The following is a 24,167-nucleotide window of genomic DNA, read 5'->3' on the forward strand; positions in this document are numbered from 1 at the left end:
GTTTATGAGAAATTTTACTTTTTGGGGTATATTAGTTACTCTATTTGCATTTATAGGCAATGTAAACGCTGAAGTTATTACCATTGACGGTGCAAATGAGATTGCAAATAACTTTTTTGCAAAAACATTGAATGGCAACAAGTTGATAAAGAATATTGATTCTCAACTGGAATATGCTTGGGATAGTAACTCACTATACAATCAAAGTTCTTCATTATTGAAAGAAGAGGAAGTTGAGCCTACATTTTACGTATTCTCAAACGAAAAGGCTTTTGTTATTGTTTCGGCAGAAGATAATTTACAAGAGGTTATAGGATACTCTTTTGAAGGTAGCATTAATTCATCAGATGAGATTCCTGCCCCAATGAAAGAGTATTTAAAAGGTATTGATAAAGAGATTAAATATTTTAGAGAAAACATATCATACTCAACAAAAAGTCTAAAAGCAACAGCCACAGAGACAGGAGGGACTATTGTCAAACAACTTGAAACTGCAAATTGGGGACAAGGTTCTCCTTTTAACAATCTCTGCCCAACAAGTGGTACATCTCATTGTTTAACAGGATGTGTTCCAACTGCATATGCCATTGTTATGCGTTATCACGAATGGCCCATTAGCGGAACTGGAAAAGTATATAACCCTAATACAGCAGAACCCACAGATATAAGCCAAAGAGTATATGAGTGGGAAAATATGCCATTAAACTATATATCGGGACAATATACCGATGCTCAAGCAACTGAAGTTGCCGAGATAATGGTTGACCTTGGATACAGATTTATGGCTTCGTATGGTACAAGTTCTACTGACGTGAGTGCAGGATTGGGTTCAACAGAGTATCTTCAAAAGAGTTTTGGTTATAATAACGTGCCATCAACAAGCAGAGATATGGTTGGTGATACCGAATGGAAGAGACTTTTAAAAGAGAGTTTAAATAATAATTGCCCCGTTCCATACAGGGCTACAAGTGCTATAAATCCCGGTCAAATAGACGGTAAGCATATGTTTGTTGTTGACGGCTACACAAGCAATGACTATTTTCACTTTAATTGGGGCTGGAGTGGAAGCCAGAACGGATATTTTACAATAAGTGCAATAACCCCCGATGCCTCACGCAACTACATTACAAGCAACTATGCATATTTCAACTTTATGCCAAACAAGGAGGAGTTTGAGGTTAATGCTTCGGTTTCACCTTCTGCTGCAGGTAAAGTCTCAATCAACGGAGGAACTATCGGCACTTCAGTAACCGCATCGCTATTTGAAAATTCTACCGTTACTCTTACCGCTACTGCTAACAGCGGCTACACATTTAATAACTGGACATGCAATGGTTCTATTGTCAGTACCGAAAAGAGTTTTAACACTAAGGTTACAAGCAATACTACTGACAATACATATATTGCCAATTTTTTAGTTGTTGGCACAACAAATATATCAATACCCATAACCTATAACAGCAGTTATGGTTCTGTATCATATAACGGAAGTACTATACAGGGAACAACTATCACAGCAAAAGAGAATCAAGAGGTTACTTTAACTGCAACGCCAAAAGATGGTTATATTTTCAATGGATGGTCTGTAACAAGCAATGGCTCTACTAAAAATATAGATACTAAAGATTTTACATTTATAGCAACAAGCGGTATTGAAATTACAGCAGAGTTTTCATTGGCAGTTGCCGATTACGTTGTTAGCCATGAGAGCGGAACAAAGACCAATGCAAGTGGTGCGAGAAGCAGCACTTGGACATATACTACAAACACAAATAACCCTGTTGCTCTGCAACTAACCTCAACAAGTGGAACAACTGAGGTTTATGGATTATCAAACAGTTACGACAGATACTATGCCTACGTATACGATAGTAACACTAACGGATATGACAATGTAACTTATACTCTATCTGTTCCCGCAGGATATGTAATTACAGGCTACAATATGACCTATTGGGTATCAAGTTCGCATAAAGGTCAAGTAACAGTTTCAAACGGAACAACAACTAACACTCCAACCAACACTAACGACCAAAATCTGTCGGCTTCGGGATTAAACGCTCAATCAACATCGTTTACCCTCTCTGTTTCTCAAACCGGTCAGCAATATATCACAGTTGAGAGTTTTATAGTTACAATTAAAAAAGATGGTAGCGATGAGCCTGTAACACCACCAACACCAACCAAATACTCGGTTAGCGTTACAGCCAGTGTTGGAGGTAGTGCAACAAGTTCGGCAACAGAGGTTGAAGAGGGCGGAACGGTAACTCTTACTGCTACTCCTTTTGAAGGTTATGAGTTTGCGGGTTGGAGTATTGGAACATCAGTGGTAAGTTACGAGAACCCTTATACTGCAACTATATCGGCAAACACAGAGTTTATTGCAACCTTTAACGAACTCTCTTCAGGTGGAGGTCTCCCCGGTGAGGTTGGTTATTGTACCCCTTCCGGCAATCACTATACAGATAACTACCTTACAGCAATAACATCGAGTGGGGCAGAAGAGAATATATCTTACTCGGCATCGTCTCATCCCGGAAGTGAATACTTTATTGTTCCTGACACAATAAGAGTTGGCAGAGGAAACTCATTTACACTAAACCTTGTTGCAAAATCACTTGGTACGGGAAGCAATTACAGCGTTAGAGAAGATATTCGCTATTGCCACGCATCACTATTTACCGATTTTGATATTGATGGTGAATTTGGCTCTGCTGTTACTACATGGGGTAATAATCCTCCAGCACACAATGTATATGGTAACTATAATGAGTGTATGAATATAACAACAGAAATTTCTGTTCCAGACAATGCTCTTTTGGGGGCATCTCGCATAAGGGTTATATATACTAATGCTTGGGGTAGTTTCCCTGACGCTTGTACTACATCATTAGATAAAGGTATTGCATACGACATAGTTGTTGATGTAACCGATTTATCGGGTATTGAAGATAGCGAGAGCAATTCTGCCAAAATATATGCCTCTGACGGAGTTATAAATATTAACAACTACACTGGCAACGTTAAGATTGTAGACATTGCAGGAGAAGTTGTAAAAGATATTTTCTGCGATACAGATGCTCAGATTAAAGTTAACAAAGGCATTTACCTTGTTGTTACAAGCGAGGGAGTTGTGAAGGTTATAATATAAAAGCCTCTCCCCTAACCCCTCTTCCGTAGATAGGGAAATGGTAGATATTGTATCTTTAATTAATAATTTGTTTTAACAAGCCTTAATTATAAATTTGGGACTGTTAGCAGTCCCAAATTTAATAATGATTTTTTAGTATCCTCTGGTTTTATCCACCAACAATACCTGAACAGTTTGTACATAATTCGCAACCTATATTGCAAATTTCTACTTCAACTCTTGAAACAACATCTTGATTGTTTTTCACAATTTCTTCTGCGTTTTTGATAATATTAGCATCCATTGTTTAAAATTTAGATTGTTAATAAATAAGTTAATTATATTGATATGTCCTTTAAATGTTTATAACAAGAAAGAGCCGTTTTCAACATCAAAAGTTCATAATCGCTCAATTTTCTTTTTAGACTAGTAAAATATTTTATTTGAAACATAGATATAACTTTTGCCTCTACTAATCGCAATTTACACATTCCTTTATCACGAAAAATTACATTACCTCTTTGTGCATAATTATATCCATAGCAAGTTTTACATATTTTTAAAATAGGGCAAGATATGCAACTATTATCTACCAATACAGATGGATTAGAAAAATCAATATCCTTAATCTCTTTCAAAACAGAATGATTTCCATGTACCATTGGCAAGAACAAATGACAAGGATATAAAGTACCATCAGTATCATACATTGCAATAGTAGTTCCACATCCACAATTCTTATGAGGCAACTTGTCGTTTATTCTTTGGTCAGTATATTCTTTAAAAAGGAAATTGAATGGATGTTCTAACTCCTTCTCTGGATGATTAAGAAAGTATTCACAAATTTTTTCAAGTTCATTCTTGTATATTATATAATCATCCTCTTTCCAACATTGTCCTTCTGCTAATGAACTTGCTATTTTATAACCTTTCTCATACAATGATATAATTCCCTCTGAATAATTAGGTAAAGTATCTGATGAGAGTGTTAGTTTAAAATATGAATTTGGCCATACTTCTTTGATAAAACTAATGGGCAAATTTAAAAGGTCACAACCTCTATTCTTGTGTTGCATAGCCTCAGTTCCATCAACAGATAGAACAATTCTAAAATCATCTTTTCTTTCTTTCAACCATTCTTTTATTGAGGAAGTTAATAATGTTCCATTTGTTGTTATTTGAAAAATATAATTAAATGGTAAATTTTGATTCTTTGTCCATTCATAAATCTGTTGTATTAGAGGAAAATTTGTTAATGGTTCACCTCCAAATAATTCAATAGCCAACCTTTCTTTTGCAACATCTCCTTTATAATTTTTAAATTCTTCCTCCAAAATCATTTTAGCAACATCAAAAGTCATCTTTTTAGATGACTTATACTTTTCAAAACAGTAAGTACAATTTAAATTACACGTATGGGTAATCATCAATGTACACACTCTTGTTGTTTTTATTCTATGTGGTGATGTAAGAGAATTTTCCATATAAGTAGATTCTATAATTAAATATTTTTTACAAAGAAAACTAATTATAGAATAAAATCAAATATATTATTTTGCCCAATACGGGCAACTGCCCTAATTGGGCATAGTTGAAAAAAAAAGCGGATGCTAAGAGTTTAAGGTTTGTGAATAGTAGGCAAAGAAATCGACATTCATTGCTCTTGATATTTTGAGTAACAGATAGGTATCGAGATACTCTTTTAAGAATATCTTATTTACAGTGCGAGGCACTACTCCTATTTGCTCTGCTAACCAGCGATTGCTCTTGTTCTGCTTACGTAGTTCGCCCCGTATTATGGAGCCAATGTGTACTTTTTCCATTTTACGTGAGTATTTTGCATTGGCTATCCTAATCTATTATGAGCAAAATAAGGCACAAAAAAATGTGGACTTGACTATATCCACATCCTTAGGCCCTGAGATTGCCCACAATACCGGATAAGCCAAGCCCACGTAAAAGTACGTGAGCATTCGACTGACTTATTCGTGGTATTGTTTTTCTAAAATTTCTCAGGTTTTAGGATGATACCGAATAGTTAGCAAATGCTTGTTTATATTTTATATTTTTTACGGACAGATTATGCTCTGTCCCTACTTCTTTTGATTCTCTTTTGCGGACGTGGCAGTCCAGCGTCCCTACTTCTTTTTTATTAGACTAATTAGTCCAATTGGTCTAATTAGATTATCTAACAAATCTGCGATTAAGCGAGGGCAAAATATGTTTACTTAAACTTTGCCGAGCGTGAGCAGATTCAACGAACGCATGTTCGTTAACTAAAATCTTATCTATGCCAACATCAATGTGCAACAGAGCATATATATCAACAATCCTACAATGTCGTTGGTTGTGGTGATAAAGGGTCCTGTTGCTATGGCTGGATCTATTTTAAATTTCTCTAATGTTATTGGTACTAATGTGCCAAATATTGAAGCGAATATTACTACTGCAAATAGTGATATGCTTACCGCTACTGTTATATCGGCCTCTGTTCCTATTAGCATATTGAATGCGAATGTTAGCAACGCTATTATACTTGCGTTGATTAACGATACGCCTACCTCTTTCAGGATTTGTGTTCCTACATTGCGTAGGTCTAACGATCCGTTTGCTAATCCCTGTACTATGATTGCCGATGATTGTACTCCTACGTTTCCTGCTGTTCCTGCTATCAGGGGAATAAAGAGGGCTATGGCCGGTACTGCGGCAAGTCCCGCCTCAAATCCGCCAAGCATTATTGAGTTTAACAATCCTCCAAATATTCCTATTACCAACCAGGGTAATCTTGCTCGGGTTTGGGTAAAGACGTTGTCATCTACTTCTACGTCTTGCGAGATACCTGATGCTAATTGATACTCACGTTCTGACTGTTCACGCACCTCATCCATAATGTCATCGACAGTGATGCGTCCTACCAAACGTCCAATGCTATCAACTACCGGCATTGCCACAAGGTTATACTTCTCGAAGGCTTGTGCTACTTCATCTATTGGGGTATCGGTATGAAGCGATATTGGTTCACGCTTCATTACGTGTTTTATCTTGGCTACCGATTGGTGGGTTATTATCTTTTTTAATGGGAAGACGCCTTTTAGTTTGTGGTCGTCATCTACTACATATACATAGTAGATTTCATCCATCTCTTCAGCTTGTTGACGCATCTCTTTTAGACACTCGGGCATACTCCAGTTTTCATTAACGATTACCATCTCGGTTCCCATTAATCCTCCCGCTGTATCTTCATCGTATTTCAATAGGTCAACAATGTCTCCTGCTTGTTCTACGTCATCGATGTGGGCAAGAATCTCCTCTTGGTCCTCCTCATCCATCTCTCGGATTAGGTCAACGGCATCGTCGGTATCCAACTGCTCTATGACTTGGTGTGCAATCTCCTCGTTTGAGACGTGTTTCAAAAGTTTTTGACGGTCGTCTTCCTCTAACTCCATCAATACTTCTGCTGCTATCTCAGGTTCAAGCAGGTTGTATGTAAACTCAGCCTCCTCTAGGCTTAGTTCTTTGTATATTTCGGCTATATCGGCAGGGTGAAGGTCTTTTAATAAGGCTTTTATCTTGTCGGTATCTTTCTCTTCTATTATGTTTTGTAGGTCTTTTATGTATTCGGGTGATAGTTCAATCATCGTTGTGCATTGTTTAGGGTTTAACGATATGGTTTTCTATCTCGTTGGTCAACTCAATAAATTGTGCTACCGATATTTGCTCGGGGCGTAGTGCAAATATTTCATTTGCGAGTATTGGCGACCCTTGTTGTATTATGGGTTTTAACGAGTTTCGCATTGTTTTGCGACGTTGATTGAATGCGGTTTTTACGATGCGTTTGAATAATTGCTCGTTACACCCCAGTTCCGTGACATTGTTGCGTGTCATACGTATTACCGCCGATTTTACTTTTGGGGGCGGATTAAATACGTGTTCCGATACGGTAAAGAGATACTCTACATTGTACCACGCCTGCATCAATACCGATAGTATTCCGTAGGTTTTGCTTCCGGGTTTGGCTGCAAGTCGCTCTGCCACCTCTTTTTGTATCATTCCACTGCAACAGGGTATCATATCTTTATAGTCTAATACTTTGAAAAATATTTGACTTGATATGTTGTAGGGGTAGTTTCCGATTACACATAGGTTTTTACCGAACACCTGCGACAGGTTCATTTGAAGGAAGTCGCCCTCTACTATTCTTCCTGATAACTGAGGAAAGTTTTTGTTCAAATAGGCTACCGACTCTTTGTCTATCTCTACAACTGTTACATTGTGCCCTTCTTCTAATAGGTATTGTGTTAACACACCCATTCCTGGTCCCACCTCCAATATGGGCATACCTTTGTAGTCGGATAGTGTCTCCGCTATTCGACGTGCTATATCAAGATCGGTTAGGAAATGTTGTCCCAAACTCTTTTTAGGTCGTACCAACTTTGCCATTATTGAACAACTTTTATCTCTTTATTATATATTTTTGTGACTTTTTACTCTCTTTTATCTACAAAAAGGTTACCTTTGCAGTTGTTTTAGTAATAAAAACAGAGAGTACAATCACGCAAAGATAATTAAATTCTTAAAAAATTGAAACGAATAACCTCTTATATATTTAAATTTATTATTCCTCTTGCATTTGGCGTGGGGCTTATGTGGTATATTTATAGTAAGTTGAATATGGAAGAGGTGGGAAAAATTCTTCAATATGATATTAACTATTGGTGGATTTTTCTCTCTGGTGTTATTGGTTTGCTTAGCCATATTGTCAGGGCTTTACGCTGGAAAATTCAGTTAAAGGCTCTCCCTGCCAACCCTTCGATGAGGGTTTTGACTAATGCTATTTTTGGGACATACGCTGTTAATCTTATTCTTCCAAGGGTAGGTGAAGTTTGGAGGTGTGCTTACGTTGCTCAAAGTGAAGATAAGTCGTTTATAAAGGTGGTAGGCTCAATGATTTCGGAACGCTTAACCGACACTCTTACTGTTATTACTATCACTGTTGTTACCTTCTTTTTACAACTCGATGTTTTAAAAGAGATTCTAAACAATAACCCATCTGTCAAAGAGGGGGTTATTAATGTTCTTACCTCCCCTGCCCTTTATAGCGTTATTGCAGTGGGTATTATTGCTCTGGTTTGGTTATTCCGCTTTAAAAGTGACAATCCCCTTATCATCAAAATAAAGGAGATGGTAAATAATCTGATTAATGGTTTTAAAACTATTTTTCAAATGGAGAAGAAGGGATTGTTTCTCTTCTACACTGTTTTAATGTGGTTCCTATATTTTGTTGAGCTCTATGTCTGTTTCTTTGCCTTTAAACAGACCGAATCGTTAGGCGTTGTTTGTGCCTTCTCTTGTTTCTTAATGGGTAGCATTGGAATGGGTGTTCCTGTTCAGGGCGGACTTGGCCCTTGGCACTGGGCTGTTATTGCTGTTCTTACTCTTTATGGTTTGAATAATGATACTGCCGGGGCTTTTGCTCTTGTTGCTCACGGTGCTCAACTTATTATGACAATTTTAGTGGGTATTTATACTTTTGTATCTATCTCGCTCTATAAAAAAAGAGTTAAAGGGGAGAACAATTTGTAAGTGGCTTTTGTTATTATATAAATAAGTTAGTAAATAGTAATTAACTGACAACTAACAAATCTACGAGTAAGCGAGGGCAAAATAAGTTTACTTAAACTTTGCCGAGCGTGAGTATATTCAACGAACGTATGTTCGTTAACTGATAACTGGCATCTGATATGAGAGAACAAATTTTACCTTTACAACCTTTGAGTGTATGGCGTTTCTTTTACGATATTTGTAAAATCCCCCATACTTCACATAACCTTGAAAAGATATCGGAGTATATTATAAATTTCGCAAAGGAGAGAGCTCTCTCTTATGTAAAAGATAAGACTGGGAATATTCTTATACATAAGCCTGCTACTAAAGGTATGGAGATGCGTAAGGGGGTTATCATTCAATCTCATATTGATATGGTGGGACAGAAAACTCACAACTCTTCGCATAATTTCTCGACTGACCCACTGACTATCTTTGTTGATAATGGCTGGGTTAAGGCTAAGGATACTTCGCTGGGGGCAGACAATGGTATTGGCGTTGCTGCTACTCTTGCCATTTTGGACAACGATGAAATTCCCCATCCTGAGATTGAGGCTCTTTTTACTACCGATGAGGAGTGCGGTATGGAGGGAGCGGCTCTTTTAGATAAAGATTTTTTAAAGCACTCCATTATGATTAACACCGATTCTGAAGAGGATAACTCTGCATTTATTGGTTGTGCCGGTGCTATTGATTTTAAGGCTTCGCTTAACTATACAAACGAGGTTTGCGATATTAATGGAAGGGCTTATAAACTTACTATCAGAGGTCTAAAAGGTGGTCACTCCGGCGTTGATATTCATAGAGGCAGGGGTAACGCAAATAAACTATTGGTCAGATTCTTAAATTTTTGTATTCAAGCATACGGTATTAGGGTTTCAGAAATTATTGGTGGTGATACTCGCAACGCCATTCCGCGTTATGCTAATGCCATTGTGGTTGTTAACGAGGATGATTGCGAAGATTTCTTAAAAGAGGTTACTCTGTTTAGCCGACTCTATCAGAACGAATATAATATTATTGATGATGCTGTCTTGTTAGATTGTCAGGAGGTTAATATGCCTGTTGGTATTCTTCCTATGGAGTTTCAACGCAAATTTATTAATGTTATTGATGCAACGCCAGATGGCGTGGAGCGTATGATTCCCGGTATTGAGGATACGGTTGAGACCTCTTCTAATTTGGCTATTGTCAATTGCAAGGATGGTAAGGCTTGGGTACAGATATTGGTTAGATCTACTATGAATAGCCGAAAGTATAACTACATATCAAGTTTGTGGAGTTTATACTCTCTTGTTGATGCTGATGTTGACCTGTTTGGTGATTATCCTTCGTGGTCGCCTAACTTAAACTCTCCTATTTTAAATGTTGCTAAAGATTTTTATAAAACCTCTTTTGGGGAAGATCTTAAGACTAAGGTTATGCACGCAGGTCTGGAGTGTGGTATTATATCTTCGTTATACCCAAATTTGGATATGATTTCAATTGGTCCGAATATGCTTCACCCCCACTCTCCCGATGAGAGGGTTGAGATTGCTTCGGTTGAAAAATTTTGGAACTTTCTTTTAGGTATTCTTAAAAATAGCCCTGAACAAAGTTGTTAGTTAACGAATATATGTTCGTTGAATATACTCACGCTCGGCAAAGTTTAAGTAAACTTATTTTGCCATCGCTTACTCGTAGATTTGTTATTTGTCTGCAAGAGGAGAGCTCCCCTTCTAACATAGGATAGCTGATAGTATATTAATTCTTAATTATGGCAAAGCCTCGCACTAATTTCTAATTAATTCTTATAGGTATTTTGTGAGGATTTTGATATTCTCGTTATTGTCATAACTTTTGAGTAGGACCTCTTTTCGCTCGGCAAGTTGTGCGGGTGTGATTTTTTGTGATAGTGCTGTTTTTATTGTCTCTATCAAATCTTTATCAGAGTGGGTTACCATACATACATCTTTTAGTCCTGTACTCTCAATCATCTTATCGTTTACAATGCAGTGACCGCCTTTGTATAGTGCATTTATTAGTTTTAGCTTTATGCCTGTTGATTGGAAGGTTATCAAGACGTTTGCTGCCGCTTCGTTTATTAAGCGAGACATCTCTTGAGAGGTTGGGTTGGCAACTATCTCAACGTTATCGTTTTTTTGGAATACTTCATACAACTCCTTAGGTGGATTACCTCCTGCTATTATCCATTTCTGGGTTGGAAATGCAGGGATTATTCTCTCAGCCAAGAAATAGACTGCATTCAAATTCTCCTCTACACTTAGATTTCCATTATAGAGGATATAGCCTCCCATTCCTCTTTGTTCAGAAACATTATCCTCGTTTCCGTTATGAAAACATGGCAGCAGTTCGGTAGTTACCGATGGATATGTTGTTGAGAAATATCGTTTATCTTTTTCGGTTATTGCAAATATTACATCGGCATTTGATAATACGCTTTCGTATTTGCTTAGGCGTTGTGCCTCCCAATTGAAGAATATTTTTTTCTTCATTGAGACTGTTGCATCTGCCAAATATTTGTAGTAGTCGCTCTCAACATTGTGAGCCCTTACAAACTTTTTGCGATTTTTAAGCAGTGGTGATGACAATAAATGTGTAGTGTGTAACCCTTCAAAAAGGATTGGATCATCATCTTGTAATAGTCTATTGAGTAACTCATCAGATTGACGGCTCTTGACTATATATGGTTTTGATAATAATCGGTATAAAACACATGTATTACGTTTGTAGATATATACCTCATCGGCTATATCGTGCAATGCTCGTGAGTCTTTTCTTCCCTTATAAGCAAAGCAGTGCAAGGCTACTTTGTATCCTGCATCCTTTAATGCTTTTACCTTATAATAGACATCTATCACCCCTCCGTAGTCGGCCGGATAAGGTACTTGAAAAGATATTACATGTATTCTCTTTGTCACTTTGCTTTCTGTTTTGGGGTTACAATTTTACAATAAAAGATATTTAAATGCAAATATTTGCCTCACTTTTTTTACCGTCTAATCCTTATCTTCCTATTTTGGTGCTTTGGTATATAGGTATATAGCAATGAAGAGATAGAGTATATTTGGTATCCACACTGCCAAGCGTGGCGACATATCGCCATTGGTTGCAAAGGTTGATGATATGGTTGAGAACAAGATGTAGGTAAAACTTAATATTAAACCTATTCCTATGTTTACTCCCATTCCGCCTTTTACCTTTCGGGATGATAGGAACATTCCTATTGAGGTTAATATAAAGGCTGCAAAGGTTGATGCTATTCGCGATTCAAACTCAATATGGAATGGTTTTATGTTTGATGCTCCTCGTGCCTCTTGTTTTTTGATATACTCTTTTAACTCTGGCGTGGTCATCAACTCAGCATCGTATCGCGATATTAAAAAATCGGAGGGTGCTATGGTTATTATGGTATCTAATCGTGTTCCTTTACGGAAGGTCTCCTCCATTCCGTTAAAATCGCGTATGGTATAGTTTCGTGCGACCCATCTGTAAGCACTATCGTATCGGATTGACTCTGCCGTTAGTTTTGACCTTAGACTCTTTCCCTCAAATTTCTCCATTGAAAAACGATACCCTGTTTTAAGGTTGTCATCGTATCGGTTTATATATGCTATTACTCCCGGCGATACTTGCAACTGCACGTTTTGTGCATAATCTACCTTCTTGTTTGAGACGTATTTATTTTGAAACTCTATTCGGGTTTTATTTGCCGGGGGTATTACAAAACTATTAAGGGTAAAGGTTAGCGATGATATTATTGCTGCCGACACCATATAGGGTACCATTAACCTCTTAAAACTTATTCCGCTTGATAGCATTGCTATTATCTCAGAGTTGTCTGCCAACTTTGATGTAAAAAATATTACCGCTATAAAGGTGAATAATTGACTAAACAGGTTTGCAAAATATGGGATAAAGTTTAGATAGTAATCAAATAATATCTCCTTTAACGGCGCATTTATAAAGTCGTCAATCTTTTCGTTTATATCAAATACTACCGCAATAGATATTATAAGTACTATTGCAAATATGTACGTTCCTAAAAACTTCTTTATTATGTAAAAGTCAATTTTCTTAAGCATAACCTAAAAAGTCAATTTCTACAAGCGTGTTGTCACTTTGACTATCATTTCATCTTTCCACGATTTGAATGTGCCATTCAATATTTGACGGCGAGCCTCACGCACCAACCATAGATAGAATGCTAAATTGTGCAATGACGCTATTTGCATTGCCAAAAACTCATCACTTATGAACAGGTGACGCAGATATGCTTTTGTATATGCTTCATCAACATACGATGCTCCTCCCTCCTCGATTGGAGAGAAATCGGTTGCCCACTTTTTATTTCGCATATTCATTATTCCGTTGCGAGTAAACAACATTGCATTGCGTCCGTTGCGTGTTGGCATTACACAATCAAACATATCTACTCCTCGCTCTATACCCTCAAGTATATTGGCAGGAGTTCCTACACCCATTAAATAGCGTGGTTTATCTTTGGGTAGTATCTCGTTTACTACCTCAATCATTTCATACATCTGCTCAGCAGGCTCTCCTACTGCCAACCCTCCTATGGCATTTCCCTCTGCTCCAAGAGCGGCAACCTCCTCGGCTGCTCGGCGACGGAGTTCGGGATATACACATCCTTGTACTATGGGAAAAAATGTTTGACTATGTCCATACAATGGCTCTGTTTCGTTGAAATGTTTCCATCCACGTTGTAACCAACGCATTGTTAAATCTAACGACTTTTTAGCATACGAAAAATCTGCTGTTCCCGGTGTACACTCATCAAGTGCCATCATTATATCAGCACCTATCACTCGCTGTATATCTACTACATTTTCGGGGGTAAATAGGTGTTTACTGCCATCAATGTGCGAGCGGAAGTGTACTCCCTCCTCTTTTAACTTTCTGTTTCCTGAAAGTGAGAATACCTGAAAACCTCCACTATCGGTAAGCATTGCCCTATTCCATCCAGAGAAGCCGTGTAATCCTCCTGCACTTCGGAGTATATCCAATCCCGGGCGCAGGTATAGATGGTATGTATTACCTAATATTATAGGAGCATTTACATCCTCCTCCAATTCATGGCGGTGACAGCACTTTACTGTTGCCGCTGTTCCAACAGGCATAAATATGGGTGTCTCAATTTTCCCATGCGAAGTGGTTATAACTCCTGCCCTTGCATTACTTAATATATCGTTTTTTATTAATTCAAATTCCATTTATCTTTTAGTAGTTGTTAGTTGTCAACTAAAGTTGCCCCTACGGGGTAGTTGTTAGTAAGCAAAGATAATAACAAACGAGCAAAATACATAGAACTTGTTCTGATGTATTTTACTGCGAGTGCCGATTATCTTCGAGGTTCAACCTCAAAGATAATAACAAACGAGCGAAAATGTGGTATTTAAGAGGATTTATTTTTTAAGCAAGTAGTAAGTTGAACAATTATTTTATAATTACAATTACAAAATATGACTTTTTGTCAGTTAGCCAACTTGCAAATTTTCAACGAGTTTTGCAAAATCAACAACACACAACCATCTGTAAATCACCAAGAAACGGACATTTTGTCATATAAAACCCTATGGCATTTTGTTTGTTGTTATTGTTATAAAGAACATTTGTTAATGAAAGGAGATTATAGTTATGAATTTAAACAACTTTACAATTAAATCGCAAGAGGCCATTCAAAAGGCCGTAGAGATTGCTAACAGAAACAGCAATCAATCTATTGAAACACTTCACTTGCTCAAAGGTGTTATGGAGGTTGATGGCTCCGTTGCCGAATTCCTCTTTAACAAATTGGGAGCAAACGTAAACCAACTTACATACTCTATTAATAGAGAGATTGAGATGCTACCTAAGGTTAGCGGTGGCGAACCTTATTTAAGCAGAGAGAGCAATGAGGTTTTAACTAAAGCCGAAGATTACTCTAATAAGTGCGGCGACCAGTTTGTTGCTATGGAGAGCATTATTATGGCTCTACTATTGGTAAAAAACAAGGTTTCTCAGCTTTTAAAGGATGCCGGTGTTTCCGAAAAGGGGTTGGGCAGTGCCATTGATGAACTCCGCAAAGGCAAGAAGGTTAACGATGCAAGTGCCGAACAGACCTACAATGCTCTATCGAAATATGCCATAAACTTGAACGAACGTGCAAGAGATGGTAAGTTAGACCCCGTTATTGGCAGAGATGATGAGATTAGACGTGTTCTGCAAATATTAAGCCGTAGGACTAAAAACAATCCTATTCTTATTGGAGAGCCGGGTACTGGTAAGACTGCTATTGCTGAAGGTCTTGCCCACAGAATTGTCAGAGGTGATGTACCAGAGAACCTTAAACGTAAAGAGTTATTCTCGTTAGATATGGGTGCCTTGGTGGCAGGTGCTAAATATAAAGGTGAATTTGAGGAGCGTTTAAAAGCGGTTGTTAATGAAGTTATTCATGCCGATGGAGAGATTATCCTATTCATAGATGAGATTCATACTCTTGTTGGTGCCGGTAAGGGCGAAGGGGCAATGGATGCCGCAAACATTCTAAAACCTGCATTGGCTCGCGGAGAACTTCGTTCAATTGGAGCAACTACTCTTGATGAGTATCAAAAATATTTTGAGAAGGATAAGGCTCTTGAGAGACGTTTCCAAATTGTGATGGTTGATGAACCTGATGAGGCTGACTCAATTTCAATATTGAGAGGATTAAAGGAGAGATACGAAAACCACCACAAGGTTAGAATTAAAGATGAGGCTATTATTGCTGCTGTTCAATTGTCATCTCGCTATATCTCGGATCGTTTCTTACCTGACAAAGCCATAGACCTTATGGATGAGGCGGCTGCAAAACTTCGCTTGGAGGTGGATTCTGTTCCCGAAGATATTGATGAGATAAGCCGTAAGATTATGCAACTTGAGATTGAGCGTGAGGCTATCAAACGTGAAAACGACAAGGCTAAACTGGAGCAACTAAACCGCTCTATTGCCAACCTCAAAGAGGAAGAGAAACAATATAGTGCAAAGTGGGTATCGGAAAAAGAGCTTGTTAACAAGATTCAACAAAACAAGATTGATATTGAAAACCTTAAATATGAGGCAGAGAGGGCAGAACGCGAGGGTGATTATGGCAAGGTTGCAGAGATTAGATATGCTAAGATTGTTGGTAAAGAGAAAGAGATTGCCGATATTCAGGAGCATTTAAAAACTCTACAAGGCGACAATGCTATGATTAAAGAGGAGGTTACTGCCGATGATATAGCAGAGGTTGTATCACGTTGGACCGGCATACCTGTTACCAAGATGCTACAAAGCGAACGCGAGAAACTTCTTAATCTTGAAGAAGAGTTACACAAACGTGTTGTTGGTCAGCACGAGGCTATTGTTGCTGTTTCTGACGCCGTAAGACGAAACAGAGCAGGGTTGAGTGACCCCAAACGCCCCATTGGCTCATTTATATTCTTAGGCACTACCGGTGTTGGTAAAACTGAACTTGCAAAGGCTCTTGCTGAGTATCTTTTTGATGATGAGAATATGATGACTCGTATTGATATGAGTGAGTATCAAGAGAAATTCAGTGTTACCCGTTTGATTGGTTCGCCTCCAGGATATGTTGGTTACGATGAGGGTGGTCAACTTACCGAAGCAATCAGAAGGAAACCATATTCTGTTGTTCTTTTTGATGAGATTGAGAAGGCTCACCCCGATGTTTTCAACACTCTTTTACAGGTGCTTGATGATGGTCGTCTGACCGACAATAAAGGACGCTTGGTAAACTTTAAGAACACTATTATTATAATGACCTCTAATATAGGTTCTTCACTTATTCGTGAAAACTTTGAGCGTATTAACGACAATAACCGCGAGGAGATTATTGAGAAGAGCAAAAACGAGGTTATGGAGTTGTTGAAACAGAGTGTTCGCCCCGAGTTCTTGAATCGTATTGATGACATTATTATGTTTGCTCCGCTTAACGAGAGTGAAATTGGAGAGATTGTCTCAATTCAATTGAACAGCGTTAAGAAGTTATTGGCACAAAACGGTATTACTCTGAACTTTACCGACAAGGCTGTTAAGTTTATTGCCCACGAGGGTTACGACCCCCAATTTGGAGCAAGACCTGTTAAGAGAGTTATCCATAGAGATGTACTTAACCACCTCTCTAAAGAACTTCTTGCTCAAAAGGTTGATAAGAGCAAACCTATTGTAATTGATGCTGACGAAGATGGTTTAGTTTTTGGAAACTAAAATAAGAGTTGTTAGTTGTCTGCTGCATAAACTCAACCGCCCCTATGGGGTAGTTGTTAGAAAGGGAGAGTATTCTCCCTTTTTATTAGACTAATAGTACTAATTGAACTAACAAGTAGATTGCTCTTTACAATTACTCTTATATGAGTAAAACCATACATACAAAAATAGCCTCGCATTTATATGCAAGGCTACTTTTATATTGTGTTATAACAATTATTTCTTCTTCGCAAATTTTGCGTAACGGCTCATAAACTTATCAACGCGACCTGCTGTATCGACAAGTTTTTGTTTTCCTGTGAAGAATGGGTGTGAAGTATTGGTAATCTCAAGTTTTACCAAAGGATAAGTTACACCATCAACCTCAATTGTCTCTTTTGTTGCTACTGTTGAACGTGTGATGAAAATCTCCTCGTTCGACATATCTTTGAAAACAACCTCGCGGTAATTTTCGGGGTGAAGTCCTTTTTTCATTGTTATATATCTTTTTAATTGTTTCCGAAATTAGTAGCACGTTGGTAGCGTGCGTATATATAGTTCTCTCGTAATGGCACGCAAAGGTACTCATAATTTTTTATTTAGCAAAAAGTTTATTACTCTTTTTTTTATAATAATGTTTTTATCTTTTATTCTCTCAAAAAAATGTAGTATCTTCGCATTAGTTTTTAAGAGAGAGTTGATAATGTTACTAAGTTTCTTTAAAAGTAAGAAAAAGAGAGAGCCTCAACCGCTTTTTTACTCTACAGATATTCATTCTCATGTTCTTCCCGGCATTGATGACGGCTCACCTAATACCGATGTTTCTATTGAGCTTTTAAAGGCTATGAAGAGTTGGGGTGTTGAATCGATTGTTGCTACTCCTCATATTGTTGAAGAGAATTTTGAGAATACTCCTCAAACTATAAAAAATGCCTACGATAAACTTAATACTCGTATGCTTGATTTGGGCGTGAAGATGAATGTTCGTTACTCGGCAGAGTATAGAATTGATGATAGGTTTAGAAAGATGCTTGAAGAAAATAACATTATTGTTATGCCTAATAACTATCTGCTTATTGAGAACTCTTTTGTTCAACCTCCTATTGACTTAAAGAATATTATATACGAATTGCAACTTAGAGATATTAAGCCTATTCTTGCTCACCCTGAACGTTACGGGTACTATCAACGCAAGAGGGAGATTTATGAAACTCTGTTTCACTCAGGTTGTGAGTTTCAGATTAATCTTCTGTCTCTTACAGGTTACTATGGCGACAGAGAGAAAGAGACTGCTCTATGGTTGGCAAATAAAGGTTATGTTTCGTTTGTTGGTAGCGACCTTCACCACTTTGGGCATGTTGAGGTTATTAATAGATTTTTATCTTCAAAAGAGTATCCTGCCATTGCAGAGAAACTTGCTCACTCCATTAAAAACGACCAACTTTTATAGTAGTTTTTCAAATTGTTTACATTAGAGAACTGGAATGTTTATATACAACTTTTTTATTGAGAATTTTTCGGTAACTGAACTATACGGTTTGGGCTCATTTGCCTTAATATGGTTGGTTCAGCTTATATTCTATATTGCAATTTTTGCAAAACCAAACAGGTATGCAAACAAGAGCAAAAGAGGTAAAATATGGCATAGTGCCGCAAAACCAAATGTTTCGGTTATTGTTTATTGCAGTGAAAATTTTACTGATGCAGAACGTAATATTACTTCGTTTTTAAATCAGAATTACCCAAACTTTGAGATTGTGGTTGTTAACGATGGAGATGATAGCGATTTAAAAGACACGATAACTCTTCTGAAAGAGAGATATCCCAACCTTAGTTATACATACGTTCCGCAAGGGGCTCACTCATTGAGCAGAAAGAAACTTGCTCTTACCGTTGCTATTAAAGCCGCAAAATATGATATTGTTGGTTTTACCGATGCTTTTTGCCGACCTGTATCAGACAAGTGGTTGTCAACTATGGTAAGGAATTTTATTACCGATATAGACATTGTTATTGGCAATAGTTTTGAAAAAGGGGATAAACGTGCCAAATGGAGTTATAGATTTTACAGACTATTCTTTAAACTTAAATATTTTAGTTTCGCCATTATGCACCGAGCATATATGGGTGAGGGTACTAATATGTTTATCAGAAAAGAGCTATTCTTCAACAATAGAGGCTTCTCAAATAATCTCTCAATTCAGTATGGCGAGGATGATATTTTCGCCAACGAGATTATGACCAAAGATAATTGCAGAGTGGAACTTGCTGAAGAGGCTCAAATTGAGAATACTCTTTACGATATTGACGGAGATTTGCGAGAGATGCGTTTAAGACGCTCTTTTACTGACAAGATTCTTAAAACTTCGGCTCACTTTGTTTTTGGTGTAGAGAGGATCTGTACCATCCTGTTTTACGCTTGCTTTGTGGCGTTGATTATTTGGGGCAGTATTACAAACATATTGCTTATTGCTTTTGCTACATCTATGTTCTTGATAAGATATTTATCTCAAAGTATTGTTATAAACAAAGCCTCAAAAACATTAAAAGGTGATGTTAATGGTTTTGAGACTATGTTCTACGATTTTATTCGCCCCATAGAGAACATTCGCTTTGCAATTTTAGGCAAGAGTAGTTCATACCGAAACTACACTTGGCGAATAAGACGTTAATAAAATCATTATTTTATATCTATTCTTTTGGGTTCTTTTGGTGCAGGTAGTGCCTTCTTGGGGATTACAATCTTTAGTATTCCATGCTTTTGCGTTGCCTCAATTTTATCGGCCTCGATATTATCGGGCAGTGCCAATGTTTGGCGGAATTGTGAATACGAGAACTCTCGGCGAAGGTATTTGCCTTTTTTGTCTTTCTCATCACTCTCCTCTTTTTTCTCTACTGTTATCTCAAGATAATTATCTTCGTTTATATTTACGCAGATATCATCCTTACATACACCCGGTGCTGCAATTTGCACCTCATACTCCTTATCGTTTTCGATAATGTTTACCGCTGGTGTTGATGTGTTTTTTGCTCGTTCAATCCACTCATTACCAAAAAAGTCGTGAAAAATTGTAGGCAGCCAGTTCTGCCCTTTTTTTACAGGCATCATAATTTGTCCTCCTTTAAAAATTAAACATAAAATAAAGAGAAATAACCTCATCTCTTTGGGTTACTCCTCTTTATAACACTTATGTAGTGGGATATGTTTAATTGCTGTATGCTATCAGTTGTTAGTTTTATATAACAAATTATTTAAAAATTACCTCTCCACTGCTACATCGTAGCGGATAAGTTCGTAGGTTATTTTAAATGGATACCCCTCTAACTTAGGATTTTGGTCGGGCGACTTATGGTAGTAGTAGCGTTTGCCTTTATCAAAACTTACAACCTCAAACTGCTTTGTTGTTTGTGGTAGCAACTCGCCAGAGAGAGTTACATCGCGATAATCCAACATTTCATCGTTTGTTGTTTTATAAAAGACTCTCAATTTTATTAGTGTTATTGTGTGATTTGTATTATTGCGAACTATATAGAGTTCATTTTTATCTTTTAGGCGTTTTTCAAATCCGAGAATATCAATAGACTCCTCAAACGTACAACTTCGCGAATAGATTACACTATCTTGTTGTGCCTCCTCACCCCACGCCGTTCCACTAAACAGAACAATAACAATGAGAAGTAATATATTTTTTATATTGGCTTTCATATAATCAATGTTTATTTTTTGCAATTTTAGTTATTTTTTTTGTTACTGACAAAGGTTTGTTTAACTTTGTTGTAAACAAAAGAATAATCTCACAAAAAGAAGATGAAACGACTTATAATATTTATATTTCTCTTACCATTTGTTTTTGCCAATGCAAAGGTTAAATGTGGTGCCGATAAGATTGATGAGATTTTAGAGATCACTCAAAATAAGAGGGTGGCTCTTATTGTTAATCAGACTTCAGTTACTGAGTGCGGTACTCACTTGGTTGATACCCTTAAAGCGAGAGGAGTGAATATTAAAACTATTTTTGCTCCCGAGCATGGTTTTAGAGGTACTGCCGATGCCGGAGAAAGTGTTAAGGATGGTATTGATACTCGTAGTGGCGTAAAGATTGTTTCTCTGTATGGGAAAAACAAAAAACCGAGTGCCGAGCAGTTGTCTGATATTGATATAATCATCTTTGATATTCAGGATGTTGGTGCAAGGTTTTATACTTATATCTCTACTATGTTTTATGCTATGCAATCGGCAACTGAACACGGTAAAGAGTTTGTTGTTTTAGACCGCCCAAACCCCAACGACTTTGTTGATGGTGCGGTTATGGATATGAATTTAAAATCGTTTGTAGGTACTCTCCCCTTACCTATTATGCACGGACTTACAGTTGCTGAACTTGCTCTTATGATTAAGGGCGAGAACTGGGGAGAGTGCAACGATATAGATTTAAAAGTTATAGCGGTTGATGGGTGGAGACACGGAGAGAGTTACGAACTTAAGATTAAGCCTTCGCCTAATTTACCAAACGGAAGAAGTATAAATCTTTATCCTTCGTTGTGTCTGTTTGAGGGTACAAAAATAAGTGTGGGCAGAGGCACTTATTCCCCCTTTCAGATGATTGGAGCTCCCGATAAAAACTTAGGAGATTTTACCTTTACCCCTGCCCCTCTTGAAGGGTTTGATAAAAATCCTCTTCACAAAGGGCAACTATGTTATGGTATTGACCTAAGAGAGGGAGAAGAGGTGCTAGGTTTCACTCTTAAATATTTGATTGATATGTATAACAACTACTCAAATAAGGAGAATTTCTTTAACAGCAACAACTTTTTTGAGAAGTTATCGGGCGATGCTCAACTACGCTCTGATATTATCAACGGCAAAACTGAAGAGGAGATTAAGAGTCGTTGGAAAACTCAACTTGATATTTACAAAAAGTTACGACTTATATATTTAATATACCCCGATAATAGGTATTTGTAACATTTTATAGCAAAACTTATTGAAGTTTTTAGTATATTCGCAGAATATTTTTACAGATAACGTTTAGAATTTCATTATATGGCACTTATAATACCAAGAAACTATAAACTTAAACTGCTTCCCGAAACTACTGAGGAGGCTATTAAAACATTAAAGGTTTCGTTTCAAGATAAACTTAAAAAGAAACTTAATCTTCGCCGTGTAACAGCACCATTGTTTGTATTGTCAGGAACAGGTATTAACGATGACCTGAGTGGTAAAGAGGCTCCAGTATCGTTTAACATCAAGTGTATGGGCAAACGTGCAGAGGTTGTTCACTCTCTTGCTAAATGGAAACGTATGAAGTTAGGCGCATACGGTATCTCTCCCGGTTATGGTATATACACCGATATGAACGCTATTCGTTGCGATGAGGATTTGGATAACCTACACTCTTTGTACGTTGACCAATGGGACTGGGAGCAAGTTATTACCGAAAAGGAGCGTAACCTTGACTACCTTAAAGAGGTTGTAAATAAGCTATACTCTATTATTAAAGAGTTGGAGATGGAGGTTTACGAGAGTTTCCCTCATATCACTCCTTTCTTACCTGAGAATATTACATTCATAAACTCGGAAGAGTTATTACAACTATACCCCGACTGCACTCCAAAAGAGCGTGAGGCAAAAATCACAAAGAAATATGGGGCTGTATTTATTATCGGTATAGGATCTAACCTATCAAACGGAGAGCCTCACGATGGACGTGCTCCTGATTACGATGATTGGGTTACTATCAATAGCGATGGTTACAGAGGTTTGAACGGAGATATTATGTTATGGAATCCTATTTTGGATATTCCTTTTGAACTCTCATCAATGGGTATTAGAGTTGATAAGGTTGCTCTTAAAAGTCAATTAGAGATTAAGGGTTGCCCAGAACGTGCTGGGTTGAGTTTCCACAAAATGCTTTTGAACGATGAACTTCCTCTATCTATTGGTGGTGGTATTGGTCAATCTCGTTTGTGTATGTATCTTCTTCAAAAAGCTCATATTGGAGAGGTTCAAGCAAGTATCTGGCCCGAAGAGCAAATTGAAGAGTGCTTAAAGCATAATATTCAATTGTTGTAGCATAATAGTTAAAAGCCAATATAACAAAAAAAATCTTGCCCCGAAGGGTAAGATTTTTTTTATTTATTTGTAGTAGTAAAGCTACTTTTGGTCCTCGAAAGGTGTATTAGAATTTATATGATCCTCCAATACCCCATACAAAGCGTGAACCGTGTTTGTGTACTAATTGTCCTTTTACTTCGGTAAATATTGCCCAAGAGTCGTTGATATCATATTGAGCACCTCCTCCGATGTTCATACCAACACATGTTGAGTTTGATTTTTTGATTTCAGGTACGTGGTATCCCAATAGTGTGAATCCAGCTAATGGATATACTCTGAATCCTTTTCCAAAGAAGAATTGATAGTGTGCATCAACGTTTATATCCCATGTTGCTACTCCTTCAGTTTGAAATCCGTAGTCGAACGATGCTGCCAAACGCCATGGATCTGTAATGCTATATGAGAATTTTGCACCTAATCCCGGATTGCATATTCCTTGTCCTGCTCCTACTGTAAATTGAGCACCTACTGTCATCTCTCCTTTTTGTGCAAATCCTACCATTGCAAATGCACATAATACTAATGTTAGTAATACTTTTTTCATAGTGACTTAAGTTTAATGTTTATTATATATGAGAGGATTATTCTTTGTCCTCATTTGAGGTGCAAAGATAATTAAAAAATGGGTAACGGAAGTTCAAAAAGTAAAAAAATATTAAAAATGCCGATTGGTGAACTGATTTGAGTTTTTATTATTATTTTCGCAGTGTAGAAACAAATCTCTTTTATGAGTGTTCTACTTTATGATTGATTTTTATAAACTTTTTAAAACTAAACGAATATGGAACTTAAAGGAAGTAAAACTGAACAAAATCTTATGACCGCTTTTGCGGGTGAGTCTCAAGCTCGTAACAAATATACCTACTACGCATCAAAGGCTAAAAAAGAGGGTTTTGTGCAAATTGCAGAGTTATTTGAGGCTACTGCCAATAACGAAAAAGAGCATGCTAAAATATGGTTTAAACTTTTGCATGATGGTATTGCTGATACTGCTACTAACTTGGCAGACGCTGCTGCTGGTGAGCGTTATGAGTGGACCGATATGTATGCTACTTTTGCTAAAGAGGCAAGAGAAGAGGGTTTTGACCA

20 protein-coding genes are annotated in these 24,167 nt (G+C 37.3%); 9 read left to right on the forward strand and 11 right to left on the reverse strand.

Annotated elements, in window-relative coordinates:
• Window positions 1–4 precede the first annotated feature (4 nt).
• A complete protein-coding gene (locus IKK64_04340; GenBank protein MBR4119289.1) occupies window positions 5–3,151 on the forward strand; it encodes a C10 family peptidase in 3,147 nt (1,048 codons plus the stop codon).
• A gap of 317 nt (window positions 3,152–3,468) precedes the next feature.
• Here the strand turns inward: IKK64_04340 and IKK64_04345 are convergent, their stop codons facing one another.
• From IKK64_04345 to rsmA, 4 genes are all read right to left on the reverse strand, one after another.
• Window positions 3,469–4,614: a 4Fe-4S cluster-binding domain-containing protein gene (locus IKK64_04345; protein MBR4119290.1), complete on the reverse strand. Its 1,146-nt coding sequence runs from the start codon at window positions 4,612–4,614 to the stop codon at window positions 3,469–3,471.
• 126 nt (window positions 4,615–4,740) lie between these two features.
• Window positions 4,741–4,953 carry an XRE family transcriptional regulator gene (locus IKK64_04350; protein MBR4119291.1) on the reverse strand — a complete coding sequence of 71 codons (213 nt, stop codon included), beginning with the start codon at window positions 4,951–4,953 and terminating at the stop codon, window positions 4,741–4,743.
• A 465-nt stretch (window positions 4,954–5,418) separates the two neighbouring features.
• The gene (mgtE, locus tag IKK64_04355; protein MBR4119292.1) at window positions 5,419–6,768 is read right to left on the reverse strand and encodes a magnesium transporter; all 1,350 of its coding nucleotides are present in this window, start codon (window positions 6,766–6,768) and stop codon (window positions 5,419–5,421) included.
• 13 nt (window positions 6,769–6,781) lie between these two features.
• Window positions 6,782–7,570, reverse strand: coding sequence for a 16S rRNA (adenine(1518)-N(6)/adenine(1519)-N(6))-dimethyltransferase RsmA (gene rsmA / locus IKK64_04360; GenBank protein ID MBR4119293.1), 789 nt, complete (start codon window positions 7,568–7,570; stop codon window positions 6,782–6,784).
• Between the two features lie 141 nt (window positions 7,571–7,711).
• Between rsmA and IKK64_04365 the strand changes: the two genes are divergently transcribed.
• Window positions 7,712–8,713: a flippase-like domain-containing protein gene (locus IKK64_04365; protein MBR4119294.1), complete on the forward strand. Its 1,002-nt coding sequence runs from the start codon at window positions 7,712–7,714 to the stop codon at window positions 8,711–8,713.
• Between the two features lie 158 nt (window positions 8,714–8,871).
• Window positions 8,872–10,338 carry an aminoacyl-histidine dipeptidase gene (locus IKK64_04370; GenBank protein ID MBR4119295.1) on the forward strand — a complete coding sequence of 489 codons (1,467 nt, stop codon included), beginning with the start codon at window positions 8,872–8,874 and terminating at the stop codon, window positions 10,336–10,338.
• A gap of 186 nt (window positions 10,339–10,524) precedes the next feature.
• Here the strand turns inward: IKK64_04370 and IKK64_04375 are convergent, their stop codons facing one another.
• The 3 genes from IKK64_04375 to tgt form a co-directional block, all read right to left on the reverse strand.
• Window positions 10,525–11,655, reverse strand: a complete 1,131-nt coding sequence (locus tag IKK64_04375) for a glycosyltransferase family 1 protein (protein MBR4119296.1) — start codon at window positions 11,653–11,655, stop codon at window positions 10,525–10,527.
• 93 nt (window positions 11,656–11,748) lie between these two features.
• Window positions 11,749–12,819, reverse strand: a complete 1,071-nt coding sequence (locus tag IKK64_04380; GenBank protein MBR4119297.1) for an LptF/LptG family permease — start codon at window positions 12,817–12,819, stop codon at window positions 11,749–11,751.
• A gap of 18 nt (window positions 12,820–12,837) precedes the next feature.
• Window positions 12,838–13,968, reverse strand: coding sequence for a tRNA guanosine(34) transglycosylase Tgt (gene tgt / locus IKK64_04385; protein MBR4119298.1), 1,131 nt, complete (start codon window positions 13,966–13,968; stop codon window positions 12,838–12,840).
• 424 nt (window positions 13,969–14,392) lie between these two features.
• Here tgt and clpB point away from each other — a divergent pair, with 424 nt between their 5' ends.
• A complete protein-coding gene (gene clpB / locus IKK64_04390) occupies window positions 14,393–16,981 on the forward strand; it encodes an ATP-dependent chaperone ClpB (protein ID MBR4119299.1) in 2,589 nt (862 codons plus the stop codon).
• Window positions 16,982–17,197: 216 nt separating this feature from the next.
• Here the strand turns inward: clpB and IKK64_04395 are convergent, their stop codons facing one another.
• Complete coding sequence (locus IKK64_04395) at window positions 17,198–17,455, reverse strand: type B 50S ribosomal protein L31 (protein MBR4119300.1); 258 nt, start codon at window positions 17,453–17,455, stop codon at window positions 17,198–17,200.
• Between the two features lie 208 nt (window positions 17,456–17,663).
• Between IKK64_04395 and IKK64_04400 the strand changes: the two genes are divergently transcribed.
• Together IKK64_04400 and IKK64_04405 are read left to right on the forward strand one after the other, a co-directional pair.
• Window positions 17,664–18,410, forward strand: a complete 747-nt coding sequence (locus IKK64_04400) for a hypothetical protein (protein MBR4119301.1) — start codon at window positions 17,664–17,666, stop codon at window positions 18,408–18,410.
• A 34-nt stretch (window positions 18,411–18,444) separates the two neighbouring features.
• A complete protein-coding gene (locus IKK64_04405; protein MBR4119302.1) occupies window positions 18,445–19,632 on the forward strand; it encodes a glycosyltransferase in 1,188 nt (395 codons plus the stop codon).
• An 8-nt stretch (window positions 19,633–19,640) separates the two neighbouring features.
• Here IKK64_04405 and IKK64_04410 read toward each other — a convergent pair whose 3' ends face one another.
• Together IKK64_04410 and IKK64_04415 are read right to left on the reverse strand one after the other, a co-directional pair.
• Window positions 19,641–20,069 carry an Hsp20/alpha crystallin family protein gene (locus tag IKK64_04410; GenBank protein ID MBR4119303.1) on the reverse strand — a complete coding sequence of 143 codons (429 nt, stop codon included), beginning with the start codon at window positions 20,067–20,069 and terminating at the stop codon, window positions 19,641–19,643.
• 150 nt (window positions 20,070–20,219) lie between these two features.
• Window positions 20,220–20,666, reverse strand: a complete 447-nt coding sequence (locus tag IKK64_04415; protein MBR4119304.1) for a hypothetical protein — start codon at window positions 20,664–20,666, stop codon at window positions 20,220–20,222.
• A gap of 102 nt (window positions 20,667–20,768) precedes the next feature.
• Between IKK64_04415 and IKK64_04420 the strand changes: the two genes are divergently transcribed.
• Both IKK64_04420 and IKK64_04425 read left to right on the forward strand, forming a co-directional pair.
• Window positions 20,769–21,926: a DUF1343 domain-containing protein gene (locus IKK64_04420; GenBank protein MBR4119305.1), complete on the forward strand. Its 1,158-nt coding sequence runs from the start codon at window positions 20,769–20,771 to the stop codon at window positions 21,924–21,926.
• A 78-nt stretch (window positions 21,927–22,004) separates the two neighbouring features.
• On the forward strand, window positions 22,005–23,036 hold the full coding sequence (locus IKK64_04425) for an aspartate--ammonia ligase (GenBank protein ID MBR4119306.1): 1,032 nt from the start codon (window positions 22,005–22,007) through the stop codon (window positions 23,034–23,036).
• A gap of 106 nt (window positions 23,037–23,142) precedes the next feature.
• Here IKK64_04425 and IKK64_04430 read toward each other — a convergent pair whose 3' ends face one another.
• Entirely contained in the window at window positions 23,143–23,622 is a 480-nt protein-coding gene (locus IKK64_04430; protein ID MBR4119307.1) for an outer membrane beta-barrel protein, read from the reverse strand.
• A 237-nt stretch (window positions 23,623–23,859) separates the two neighbouring features.
• Between IKK64_04430 and IKK64_04435 the strand changes: the two genes are divergently transcribed.
• Window positions 23,860–24,167 (forward strand): rubrerythrin family protein (locus IKK64_04435; GenBank protein ID MBR4119308.1); only part of this gene is annotated, 308 nt, incomplete at its 3' end.

This window comes from Bacteroidales bacterium (assembly GCA_017521245.1).
Classification (GTDB): domain Bacteria; phylum Bacteroidota; class Bacteroidia; order Bacteroidales; family G3-4614; genus Caccoplasma_A.